The organism is Cohnella phaseoli, from assembly GCF_003386235.1.
Lineage (GTDB): Bacteria > Bacillota > Bacilli > Paenibacillales > Paenibacillaceae > Cohnella > Cohnella phaseoli.
This window is the reverse complement of the sequence record NZ_QRDZ01000003.1, coordinates 278,360-290,471: the sequence shown is the minus strand read 5'-3', so window position 1 is coordinate 290,471 and position 12,112 is coordinate 278,360. Positions and strand designations below refer to the sequence as shown.

Here is a 12,112-nt window from a genome sequence, read left to right as displayed (position 1 = left end):
CGATCCCCCTCAGTCGATGGATACGCTGTCCTGGTGCATCGTAGCTCCGCTCGATTTCGGACGTCCGTATTCCTGCTCAGCCTGCGTCTCGCTCTTAATATCGATTTTCCAGCCGGTCAGCTTCGCAGCCAAACGAGCGTTCTGGCCCTTAATGCCGATCGCGAGGGAAAGCTGATAGTCCGGCACGATTACCCGCGCCATCTTCTCCGCTTCGAACACGATAACCTCCAGCACCTTGGAAGGGCTGAGCGCGTTCGCCACATATTCGTCAATCGCTTCGGACCAACGGACAATGTCGATTTTCTCGCCTTTCAGCTCCGTGACGATCGACTGCACGCGAGTGCCGCGCTGCCCGACGCAGGAGCCTACCGGATCCACTTCCTCGTTGCGGGAGTATACGGCGATCTTCGAACGGAAGCCGGCTTCCCGCGCGACCGAACGAATTTCGACCGTGCCGTCGAAGATTTCCGGAACCTCGAGTTCGAACAGCCGCTTCAGCAGGCCGGGATGAGTGCGCGACAAAATGATCTGCGGGCCTTTGCTCGTGTTTTCAACCTTCGTAATGAAAGATTTGACGCGATCCCCTTGCTTGAACTTGTCGGTCGGCATCAGCTCGGTGATCGGCAGCGCCGCTTCGACCTTGCCAAGATCGACGTAAAGGTTGCGCAAGTCCATCCGCTGCACGATTCCGGTAACGATGTCCTGCTCTTTGTCTACGAACGCATGGTAGATCAATCCGCGCTCCGCCTCGCGGATGCGCTGCGTGACGACCTGCTTCGCCGTCTGCGCGGCAATCCTTCCGAAGTCGCGCGGCGTCACTTCAATCTCGGCGATGTCGTCGATCTGATAGTGCGGATTGATCGCTCTGGCCGTCTCCAGAGAGATTTCCATGCGCGGATCCAGCACCTCTTCCACGATCGTCTTGCGCGCGTACACTTTAATCAAGCCCGTCGTCCGGTTGATGTCCACGCGAACGTTCTGCGCCGTATTAAAGTTGCGTTTGTAGCTGGAGATAAGTGCCGCTTCGATAGCTTCGATCAGGACATCCTTGCTAATGCCCTTATCTCGCTCGATTTCGGACAGCGCCTCGATAAACTCCATGCTCATGGCTCCCTAATTCCTCCTCAATATACGCGGCTGCCGCAGCTATTGCTGCAGCCCGCGTCCTCGTTAATAGATTAGAAAACGATGGCCAGCCTTGCGGAAGCCACTTTATCGTAAGGGATCGCCTGCTTGCGGCGTCCGACCGTCACAATCAATGTCGTGCCGTCGAATTCCTCTAGACGTCCTTCAAACTCCTTGGCTCCGTCAAGCTTCTCGTAGGTCGTCACGAAAACGTGCTTGCCTACCGCCTTGACGACGTCCTGCGCGTTCTTGAGCGGACGCTCCGCGCCGGGCGAGCTGACCTCCAGAAAATACGCGTCTGTGATCGGGTCCAGCTCATCCAGCTTAACGCTGATGAATTCGGAAAAACGGCCGCAATCGTCGATGTCGATGCCGCCTTCCTTATCCACGTAAATACGCAAAAACCAGTTGCTTCCCTCTTTCACGTATTCCACGTCCACCAGTTCCAACCCGTTCTCCTCCAGGTAGGAGGTCGCGCAGTTTTCCACGATGGATTTGATTTGCGGTGAATTCAAAAAGGTATACCTCCCGATGTTCCAAATGGATGGCCGCAGCCTTCCGCGACGTCCTCGCAGCCTTACAGACCCGTAGACAAAACGGAAAGAGTGGGTTTCCCCACTCTTCTGCAGACAGTGTTATCCACATGATTACCAAAAATAATATAACATAACCTTACAGCCTCTGGCAACCACAACTTTCCTGAGCGCCCGCCATCGTCCCTAGAACAGACTAAGCTGGTTCGACTCCGGCAGCCCCCGGAACGCGCCGAGTCCGGTCAGCAGCTCGACGATCGTTTTACTTGCCCGGGAACGCTGCTGGAAGTCCTCGATCGACAGGAAATCGCCATCTTCGCGCGAAGCGGCAATATTGCGCGCCGCGTTCTCGCCGACGCCGGGAATGGCGCCGAACGGAGGAATCAAGCTGTCTCCGTCTACGATAAAACGAGTCGCTTCGGAGCGGTACAGATCGACCGTTTTGAACTTGAAGCCCCGCGCGGTCATTTCCAGCCCCATCTCGAGTATCGAGATCATGTTCTTCTCTTTCGTCGTCGCCTGGAAGCCCTTCTCCTCGATTTCGAGCAGCATTTTCAAAATCGCATCGTAACCTTGACAGAACAGCTCGACGTCGAAGTCGCCCGCGCGCACCGAGAAGTACGTCGCATAATATTCGATCGGATAATACAATTTGAAGTAGGCCGTTCTCACTGCAGAAATAACGTAGGCCGCGGCGTGCGCTTTCGGGAACATGTACTCGATGCGCAAGCACGAATCGATGTACCACTGCGGCACCTTGCAGCGCTTCATCTCCTCGATCCACTCCGGAGTAAGCCCCTTGCCCTTACGCACGCTTTCCGTAATTTTGAACGCCAGCGAGGCGTCCATGCCCGCCTTATAAATGAGGAAAAGCATAATATCGTCGCGACAGCCGATAACCGTCTTGATCGTACACGTATTGTTCTTGATCAGCTCTTGCGCGTTGCCGAGCCACACGCCGGTTCCGTGCGACAGCCCCGATATTTGCAGCAGGTCGGCGAACGAGGCCGGCTTCGTCTCTTCCAGCATCTGGCGCACGAAGCGCGTTCCCATCTCCGGCACGCCGAACGTCGCCACGGGCGAACGAATCTGCTGCGGCGACACGCCGAGCGCTTCGACGGAATTGAACAGGCTCATGACCTTCGGATCGTTCATCGGAATCGTCGTCGGATCGACGCCGGTCAAATCCTGCAGCATCCGCATCATCGTCGGATCGTCGTGTCCCAGAATATCGAGTTTGAGCAGATTCGCGTCGAAGGCGTGGTAATCGAAGTGCGTCGTTTTCCACTCCGCGCTTGTATCGTCGGCCGGGTACTGCACCGGCGTAATATCTTCCACTTCCATATAATCCGGCACAACGACGATACCGCCCGGGTGCTGTCCGGTACTTCTCTTAACGCCTGTGCAGCCCGCTGCAAGCCGGCCCACCTCCGCGCCGCGCCACGACTTGGCGTGCTCTTCCTCGTATTTCTTCGTAAATCCATACGCGGTTTTCTCGGCAACCGTGCCGATCGTGCCCGCGCGGAACACGCTTTTCTCACCGAACATGACCTTCGTGTAGTTGTGCGCATTCGGTTGATACTCGCCCGAGAAGTTCAAGTCGATGTCGGGCACCTTGTCCCCTTTAAAGCCAAGGAACGTCTCGAACGGAATGTCCTGCCCTTCCCCGCGCATCATCGTGCCGCAGTTCGGGCACGCCTTGTCCGGCAAGTCGAAGCCGCTGGGCACGCTGCCGTCGAGAAACCATTCGCTGTGCTTGCAATCTGGAACGCGGCACAAATAATGAGCCGGAAGCGGGTTAACCTCGGATATGCCGAGGAATGTCGCGACAATCGACGATCCGACGGATCCCCGCGATCCGACAAGATAGCCGTCTTCATTAGATTTTTTGACGAGTCGGGCCGAAATAAGATAGTTGGCCGAGAAACCGTACTTGATTATCGGCACAAGCTCCTTCTCGAGCCGAGCCGTCACGACCTCCGGCAGTTCGTCGCCGTACATGCTGCGCGCCGTGGCATAACACGTATTGCGAATTTCGTCGTCCGCGCCTTCGATAATCGGCGTAAACAGCTCGTCGGGGAACAGCTTGATCTCCTCGAACCGGTCGGCCAGCTCGGACGTGTTGGTGACGACCACCTCGTAAGCTTTCTCGTCGCCGAGAAACTTGAACGCCTCCAGCATTTCCGTTGTCGTGCGGAAATGAGCGTCCGGCTTGCGCTGATCCTTCAGCGGACTGAAGCCGGTAATGCCGTGAATCGTAATATCGCGGAAAATTTTGTCCCGTGGTTGCAAATAGTGAACGTTGCCCGTCGCAATGACCGGCTTCGTCAGCTTCTCGCCAAGCCGGACGATACGCCGCAGCGCCTCTTCCAGCGAAGCTCTGCTGCCGACAAGCCCTTTGTCCAGCAAGTGCATATAGAAGTCGAGCGGCTGAATTTCCAGCACATCGTAGAAGGCGGCGACTTCCTCGGCTTCTTCAATCGATTTGTTCAGCACCGTCTCGAACAGTTCGCCCTTCTCGCAGCCGGAGATGATCAGCAGTCCTTCGCGGTATTCGATCAGCTTGCTCCGCGGAATACAGGCCACGCGATGAAAATATTCGGTATGAGACATCGAAATCAGCTTATATAAGTTCTTCTTGCCGACCGCATTAAGCGCGTAGATGCCGCAGTGGAACGGACGCGTCGTCTTCCAGCCGTTCTCGTTGAGGCCGTTGAGCGTGTTTAACTGATTGATGCCGCGGGTTTGAAGATCCTTCAGCAATCCGTTCAAAATTCCGCCGAGCGCGACCGTATCGTCGATCGCCCGGTGATGATTTTCAAGCGATACCTTGTACAGCGAAGCGAGTGTATTGAGCCGGTGATTTTTCATCGTCGGATGCAAATACCGGGCCACCTCAAGCGTATCCAATGCGGGGTTGTCCAGAGGCGGCAAACCGAATTGTTTGCAGGAATGCTGGATAAAGCCGATGTCGAAGCGGGCGTTATGCGCCACAAGAATCGCATCCCCGACAAATTCGATAAATTCCTTCAGCTTCGGCTCCAGCTCCGGCGCGCCTCTGACCATGTCGTCGGTAATGTTCGTCAACTGCTGAATGTTATACGGAATCGGCTCGTGCGGATCGATGAACGTCTCGAAGCGATCAAACTCCTGACCGTTCTTCATCTTGACGCCGGCCAGCTCGATAATTTTGTTGTCGGTGACCGAAAGTCCTGTCGTCTCGATATCGAACACGACGTATTCCGCATCCTCAAGCGTCTGCTCTCGCGGCTGAATGACCATGCCGACCGAATCGTTAACGACGTTGGCTTCTACGCCGTACATCACCTTGATTCCGTGCTTCTTGCCGGCTTTCGCCGCGTCGGGATAGCACTGCACGTTGCCGTGATCCGTTACCGCAATCGCCTTATGGCCCCACTTGGCCGCTGTTTTGATATATACGTCGACTGGCGTAACCGCGTCCATTGTGCTCATCGTCGTGTGCAGGTGAAACTCAACACGCTTCTCTTCGGCCGTATCCTTCGGCTCCGGCGGAGAGGGCATTTCTCGAATATCGTTGGGGAACATGACCAGCTCCGGCGGATTGAGGAAACGGTCGTATTCGATTTTCCCGCGCATCTTCACCCACTTGCCGTTTGCCAGCAGGTTGAGCATCTTGATATCTTCTTTGTTTTTGCCGAAAATTTTGATCGACAGAGAATCGGAAAAATCGGTAATCGAGCAGGTGAACAGCGTGCTGCCTGTCCGCAGCTCCTTCGTCTCCAAGCCGAAAATGACGCCTTGCACCGTCACCTTCTTCTCTTCCTCGCGAATTTCCTGGATTGGCACCGGCGGCTCCTTGATCTCGTAGCCGTGCTGCAGCACCTGCGGCGCTTCGCCCTCTTCGACCGCAGGAGCTTCCTCTCGGGCGCTTGCCATAATCTGCTCAATCGCGGCCCGATTTTCTTCCTCGATCTTCTGCGTAAATTCCGTATACGTATCGGGACTCGTCTCCCCGACGATCATCTTCACGCGAAAAGAACGAAGAAACCGCCGTTCGAAAAACTTGACCGCATAGGTGTCGATTTCTTTCTTGCGAGCCAGCGCAAGGTTCGTCTCATTCAGCAGCGCGACGTTCAAGACGTCCCCCTCCACGCTAACGTTCGCTTTCGCGAGCCAGCCGTTAACGGAAGCGACTTCCTTCTGCATCCGTTCCACAAAAGCGAGCCAGTACTCCTTGACAAGGCTGTCCGTTGTAACCTGCGCTTCGTAATTCATAACGAGATCAACGTCAGCGATATGTCCAAGTTTGGCCTTGACTCGCTCTAACGTGCCTATATATATGTTTCTTGGAAGCAGCGTTTCCTTGCCGACTGTAATCGTCCATCGTTTGCGCGACCGGCTGATTTCCACTTGCTCAATGTGCCCGTCCCGAAAATGCTGCCCCAGCCACTCGGTCGGGAGCTCGGCCTGCTGCAGCAGCACTTCGAACCGTTTGCGCCTATCATCCGTCAGCTGCATTCCCACGTTCCTCTCCTTGCGTTATGGCCCTGAAATATAAAAGCTTCCGGGAAAAGGGCCGGCGCGGATAACCGCATCCGGACACCGTCTTCCATCAGAAGCTGACGTTGCGCTTTCTATTTATTTTACTAGAAGGCTACCGAACGGGCAACCCACATTGTGTCGAAAAATGAAGCAAAGTGAGTTGTATCGATTCAAGCGCGCCGGGGCATCTATCGCGATACACTCTTTTATTCTCGTTATTTCTCCATCAATACGCCCGAGCGAACACCACAGTGTGCTCGGCCGCGTCGCCGCACACGAGACATTTGCTCTTCTTCTCGGCCGGCTCAAACGGGATATTCCGGCTTGTCGCGCCGGTCTCTTCCTTCACCTGCTTCTCGCAGGCGTCGGAACCGCACCAGCCGGCGAGCGCGAAGCCGCGCTTCTCTTCCATCGCCGCTTTGTATTCGTCCAGCGTATCCACCGAGAAGAAGTTCTCTTCGCGGAACGATTGCGCGCGCTCGTACATGTCCGTGTGGATTTGCTTCAGCAGCGCCTGCACTTCGGCGACAAGATTGTCCAGAGCGACCGACTTCTTCTCGCCGGTCACGCGGGAGACGAGCACGCACTGACCGTTCTCCAGATCGCGCGGGCCGAGCTCCAGACGGATCGGGATGCCGCGCATCTCGTATTCGTTGAACTTCCAGCCCGGCGACACGTCGGCGCGGTCGTCCACGCGCACGCGAATGCCGGCAGCCTTCAGCTGTGCGTACAACTCGTCCGTCTTGCCGATCACGACTTCGCGCGTCTTCGGCGGGCCGATCGGAATCATCACCACTTGCGTCGGCGCCACCTTAGGCGGAACGACAAGGCCGCGATCGTCGCCGTGCACCATGATCAACGCGCCGATCAGACGCGTGCTGACTCCCCAGGAGGTCGTATGGCAATATTGCTGCGTATTCTCGCGATCTAGATACTTGATGTCGAAAGCTACGGCAAACTTCGTGCCGAGATAGTGCGACGTTCCGGCCTGAACAGCGCGTCCGTCCTTCATCATCGCTTCGATGGAATACGTGTCCACCGCTCCGGCAAAACGCTCCGAAGGCGTCTTCTGTCCTTTGATGACCGGAATCGCCAAAACGTTCTCCACGAAGTCGGTGTACACGTCGAGCATCTGCATCGTCTCTCTGCGCGCATCCGCCTCGTCCTCGTGCGCCGTATGGCCTTCCTGCCACAAAAACTCGCTTGTCCGCAAAAACGGCAGCGTTCTTTTCTCCCAGCGCACGACGTTGGCCCACTGGTTGATCAGCAACGGCAAATCGCGATACGAGTTGATCCACTTCGAGTACATATGGCCGAACATCGTCTCCGAGGTCGGACGAATCGCCAGCTTCTCCTCAAGCTGCTCTCCGCCCGCTTCCGTCACGAAAGGCAGCTCGGGGTTAAAACCCTCCACATGCTCCTTCTCCTTCGTGAAGAAACTTTCCGGAATAAACAGCGGGAAATACGCGTTGCGATGCCCCGTATCCTTAAACCGCCGGTCCAACTCCTTCTGCATGTTCTCCCATAGCTCGTAGCCGTCCGGACGGAACACGATGCAGCCGCGCACCGGCGAATAGTCCATCAGCTCCGCTTTTTTAATGACATCGATATACCAGCGGGAGAAATCCTCCTCTTGAGGCGTAATCTCCGTTACGAATCCTTTATCCTTCGACATGACGGTCCTCCAACTCCTGATTAGGCTTGCGAAACGCTTTGCACGGCTTAATTTTTGACCAATCCTACGATATCGTTATACGTAACTACGATCATCAGCAGCATAAGCATGGCGAATCCGACGAGATGAACCATGCTCTCTCGATTTGGATCGATCGGCTTGCCGCGGATCGCCTCCAGTCCAAGGAACAGCAGCCGGCTTCCGTCCAATGCCGGGATCGGCAGCAGATTGAAGATGCCTAAGTATAGGCTGAGAATGCCGGCCCACAGCGTCAGCTGCGCCAGCCCCTGCTGCGCGATTTCCACCGTCACCTGCGTCGTCTTGACCGGGCCGCCCAGGTCGTCCAGCTTGAACTCTCCGAAAATCAGCTTGCGGAACCCTTCAAAAATGACCTGTGTCATCTCCACCATGTTATTCCCTGCGAAGCGGATCGTCTCCACTGCGCCGGGGCTGCGCATCTCCCCGATCGGATAAATGCCGATTTTCCCCGTCTCCGGATCGGGCGTCACCTTGATCGGCAGCTCCACGCCGTCTCGATCGACGACCAGATTAAGCGGTTTGCCCGCCGACTCGTTGATTTTCTCCACCATAGTGTTCAAATCGCCGCCGACAGGCTCTCCGTTAATCGTTTTGACCCAGTCGCCCTTTTCAATGCCCGACTGAGCGGCCGGCGCGCCTGCCACCACCTTGGAGATGAACACCTTCGAAGAGTTCTCGACAGGTATGCCCTGCAGCACAAGGTACAGCGCGAACAGCACGAAAGCCAGCACGAAGTTCATCACTGGGCCTGCGAATATCGAGAGAGCTCGCTGTCCGACTGTTTTATGTCCGAACTGGCGATCAAGCGGCGCGATCTGCGTCTCTCTGCCTTTGGCGATCACTTGCGCCTGAGGGTGGACGGCATAGCGCTCGATGTCACCATCGATGTCCAACGTGATGAATAAATGCTTCTCCAGATCGAGCGCCGTCACTTCTCCGCGCATGACGTCCGAACGTTCGTCCAGACGATCCAAATAAATGCGCGTCGCCTTATCGTCTTTCACTCGCAGCGCAACGGTCTGCCCAGGCTGCACCTCGACGATCTCGGGGTCTTCCCCGGCCATGCGGACGAAGCCGCCGATCGGAAGCAGCCTCAGCGTATAGCGAGTTTCCCCTCGCTTCACGGAGAACAGCTTAGGGCCGAAGCCGATCGCGAATTCGCGCACGAGAATGCCCGCCCTGCGGGCAAAGTAGAAGTGCCCCCATTCATGCAAGGAAACGAGCAAGAAAAACATTAATATCGTCAGCAGCGCAACCTGTAAATTTCCCATCTGTCCAACCCCTTTGCGATTCGAAAGCAACCGTCCGGGCATATCGCTCCGGCTCGGCTGATCTTAGATTAACATTATTGTCCGAGCCGTTACAAGCGAGCCCGCAGGGGTCAGCCGACCGCTTCCGCTTCCCGCCGCGCCCAAGCGTCCGTCTCGAGAATCGCCTCCAGGCTCGGAGACGGTAACGAGACATGCTTCGCGAGCGTGCGCTCAATCGTTTCCTCGATCGCCAGGAAGGAAATTTCGCCACGGAGAAACCGTGCGACGGCAACCTCGTTCGCCGCGTTAAACACCGTCGTTGCAGTGCCTCCCGCTCTACCGGACTCGTAAGCGAGACGCAAGCAAGGATAACGTTCGAAGCTCATCGGCCTGAAATGCAGAGCGCCCTGCTTCAGCAGATCAAGCGGCGAAGCTGGGGAAGCGACGCGCTCCGGATAGGTAAGCGCGTATTGGATCGGCACGCGCATGTCGGGATTGCCGAGCTGCGCGATAACGCTCGTGTCGACGAATTCGACCATTGAATGGACGATGCTCTCCGGATGCAGCACTACGTCAATCTGATCGTACGGCAGATCGAACAGCCAGTGGGCTTCAATCACTTCAAGCCCTTTGTTGGCCATCGTCGCCGAATCGATCGTGACCTTGGCACCCATACTCCAGTTCGGATGCTTCAACGCATCCTCGACCGTGACGTTCTTCAGTTGCTCGCGCCCGAGATCGCGGAAGCTTCCTCCGGAAGCGGTCAGCATCAGCCGTTTGATCGCCTTCGCCGGTTCCCCGTTTAAGCACTGGAAAATCGCCGAATGCTCGCTGTCGACCGGCAGAATGGAGACGCCCTTCTCCCTCGCGCGGCTCATCACGAGATGCCCCGCCGTCACGAGCGTCTCTTTGTTGGCCAGACCGATATCCGCGCCCGCCTCAATTGCCGCCAGAGTCGAAGTCAGCCCAAGGCTGCCAACTAGCGCGCATACGACGTAGTTGGCGCCCGATTCGCCCGCAATCTGCCGCAATCCCTCTTCTCCGTGCACGACGCGAACGTCCGAAGGCGCTTCCGCCCTGACCTGCGCGGCCAGCTCCGCAGTTCCGGCGGACACCCAGCGCGGCTTAAATTGCCGCACCTGCTCAAGCAGCAAGCCGATGTTGGCTCCAGCCGCCAGACCTACGACCTCGTAATCCTCCGGACGATGCGAGATCACGTCGAGCGTCTGAGTACCGATCGAGCCCGTGCTGCCGAGTACGGCTATTTTTTTCATAGTCAACCTCCGCTGTCCACTCTATGTTTATGTAGTCAATCGCCGGATTATCCTGCCAACAGCCCAAGCAAATGGACGAGCGGAAACACGATCAGCCAGCTGTCCGTTCTATCCAGCACTCCGCCATGTCCCGGCAGCAGTTGGCCGGAATCCTTCACGCCGCGGAACCGCTTGTACGCAGACTGGATCAGATCGCCAAGCTGTCCGGCGACCGCTGCCGTCAGGCCGATCAACGCCGCACGTCCGTAGCCGAGCCATTCCGGCTGTGCGTAAGCGAAGATCAGGCCGACCAGAACTGCGATCGCAAGACCGCCAAGTGCGCCCTCGATCGTCTTGTTCGGGCTGATCGAAGGCCACAGCTTCGTCCGCCCGATCGCCTTGCCTACGAAATACGCCCCAGCGTCGGACGCCCAGATACAAGCGAATGCAAGCGCCGACCAGAATATGCCGTGCTCCAGTTCTCTCGTCGCCGCCATGTAATGAAATCCCATGCCCACATAGACCGCTCCGAGGAACAGCACGCTGGCATTTTCCAGTTGAATGCGATTTTTGCTGAATACCGTTGCGGCCAGCAGCACGAACATGAGCAGCCATACGGTCGTCCCCAGCGGCGGCAGTTCGCCCCCGAACGGAAGACCGGGCAAGGCGATCAGCAGCGTCGCTACGAAGCCGACCAACACGTCCGGACGCGTCCATGCCTGCCCGTTCAGCCTTGCGAATTCCCAATATCCGATAATCGCCATGGCCAACAGCAGCCCGCTATAATACCAGCCTCCCGCGACCAATAAACCGATGAATATCGCCCCGGCGACGACGCCGGTAACGATCCGCTGACCCATACCGTCACAGCCCTCCGTAGCGGCGCGCGCGCCGCTGATATTCTCTGATCGCCTCGTACAGATGCCGCTCGCTGAATTCCGGCCAGAACACGTCGGTGAACCAGAATTCGCTATAAGCCGCCTGCCACAGCATAAAGTTGCTGAGCCGCAGCTCGCCGCTCGTTCGGATCAGCAGATCCGGATCGGGCAGCTCGCTGCTCAATAGTCGGCTCGCGAAATCGGCTTCCTGCAGCTTTTCCGGGTCGAGCTGCCCGGCAGCCGCCTGACGGGCAATCTCCCTGACCGCCTCCAGCATTTCGTGCCTGCTTCCGTAGTTCAGGGCAAAGTTCAGAATGAGACCCGTATTGTGCGCGGTCCGTCGGACCGCTTCTTCGACCGCAGCCACCGTATGAGACGGGAGCTGCCCGCGATCGCCCATCATACGAACCTGAACGTTGTTCTCGATCAATTCCTCCAGTTCGATCGACAGAAATTCCTGAGGCAGCTTCATCAGAAATTCGACTTCGGCCTTCGGCCTTTTCCAGTTTTCCGTGGAGAAGGCGTACAGCGTCAGCACCTCAATGCCGGCGCGGTCGGCGGCTTTCGTAATGCGTTTCACGGCCTTCATTCCGTTATGGTGTCCGGCAATCCGGGGAAGTCCTCTCATCTTCGCCCAGCGGCCGTTCCCGTCCATAATGATCGCTACGTGTTTCGGAATATTGTCGCCCGACGGAAACTCGCCGTCTTCCGACCGTTCCCGTTCCGCAACTTTTTCTGCCGTGAACGCCCCGACGCGCAGCTTACGGAGCCATTCTCCGAACAAACCCATCTTTGCTTCCCCCTAAGTAGCGACACCTCATCCTGCAGCCAATCA

The 12,112-nt window shown here is 57.0% G+C and carries 8 protein-coding genes; all 8 read right to left on the bottom strand.

From position 1 onward, the window contains the following. Positions 1-9 precede the first annotated feature (9 nt). Entirely contained in the window at positions 10-1,107 is a 1,098-nt protein-coding gene (gene nusA, locus DFP98_RS05550) for a transcription termination factor NusA (protein ID WP_116059557.1), read from the bottom strand. Positions 1,108-1,178: 71 nt separating this feature from the next. After that, positions 1,179-1,640 (bottom strand): ribosome maturation factor RimP, encoded by a 462-nt coding sequence (gene rimP / locus DFP98_RS05545; protein ID WP_116059556.1) that lies wholly within the window; start codon positions 1,638-1,640, stop codon positions 1,179-1,181. A gap of 204 nt (positions 1,641-1,844) precedes the next feature. Then, positions 1,845-6,158 carry a PolC-type DNA polymerase III gene (locus tag DFP98_RS05540; RefSeq protein WP_116059555.1) on the bottom strand — a complete coding sequence of 1,438 codons (4,314 nt, stop codon included), beginning with the start codon at positions 6,156-6,158 and terminating at the stop codon, positions 1,845-1,847. A gap of 250 nt (positions 6,159-6,408) precedes the next feature. Further along, positions 6,409-7,857: a proline--tRNA ligase gene (proS, locus tag DFP98_RS05535; protein ID WP_116059554.1), complete on the bottom strand. Its 1,449-nt coding sequence runs from the start codon at positions 7,855-7,857 to the stop codon at positions 6,409-6,411. A 47-nt stretch (positions 7,858-7,904) separates the two neighbouring features. Continuing rightward, entirely contained in the window at positions 7,905-9,167 is a 1,263-nt protein-coding gene (gene rseP, locus DFP98_RS05530; RefSeq protein ID WP_116059553.1) for an RIP metalloprotease RseP, read from the bottom strand. A 110-nt stretch (positions 9,168-9,277) separates the two neighbouring features. Then, positions 9,278-10,420 carry a 1-deoxy-D-xylulose-5-phosphate reductoisomerase gene (locus DFP98_RS05525; protein ID WP_116059552.1) on the bottom strand — a complete coding sequence of 381 codons (1,143 nt, stop codon included), beginning with the start codon at positions 10,418-10,420 and terminating at the stop codon, positions 9,278-9,280. Positions 10,421-10,467: 47 nt separating this feature from the next. Next, positions 10,468-11,259 (bottom strand): phosphatidate cytidylyltransferase, encoded by a 792-nt coding sequence (locus DFP98_RS05520; protein ID WP_116059551.1) that lies wholly within the window; start codon positions 11,257-11,259, stop codon positions 10,468-10,470. A gap of 4 nt (positions 11,260-11,263) precedes the next feature. Then, complete coding sequence (locus tag DFP98_RS05515; protein ID WP_116059550.1) at positions 11,264-12,067, bottom strand: undecaprenyl pyrophosphate synthase; 804 nt, start codon at positions 12,065-12,067, stop codon at positions 11,264-11,266. Between the last annotated feature and the right edge of the window lie 45 nt (positions 12,068-12,112).

What these genes read in the sequence shown, in the direction of transcription:
- nusA (WP_116059557.1), bottom strand. Translation starts at nt 1,107, where the DNA reads ATGAGCATGGAGTTTATCGAGGCGCTGTCCGAAATCGAGCGAGATAAG.
- DFP98_RS05525 (WP_116059552.1), bottom strand. Translation starts at nt 10,420, where the DNA reads ATGAAAAAAATAGCCGTACTCGGCAGCACGGGCTCGATCGGTACTCAG.
- rseP (WP_116059553.1), bottom strand. Translation starts at nt 9,167, where the DNA reads ATGGGAAATTTACAGGTTGCGCTGCTGACGATATTAATGTTTTTCTTG.
- DFP98_RS05520 (WP_116059551.1), bottom strand. Translation starts at nt 11,259, where the DNA reads ATGGGTCAGCGGATCGTTACCGGCGTCGTCGCCGGGGCGATATTCATC.
- DFP98_RS05515 (WP_116059550.1), bottom strand. Translation starts at nt 12,067, where the DNA reads ATGGGTTTGTTCGGAGAATGGCTCCGTAAGCTGCGCGTCGGGGCGTTC.
- DFP98_RS05540 (WP_116059555.1), bottom strand. Translation starts at nt 6,158, where the DNA reads ATGCAGCTGACGGATGATAGGCGCAAACGGTTCGAAGTGCTGCTGCAG.
- proS (WP_116059554.1), bottom strand. Translation starts at nt 7,857, where the DNA reads ATGTCGAAGGATAAAGGATTCGTAACGGAGATTACGCCTCAAGAGGAG.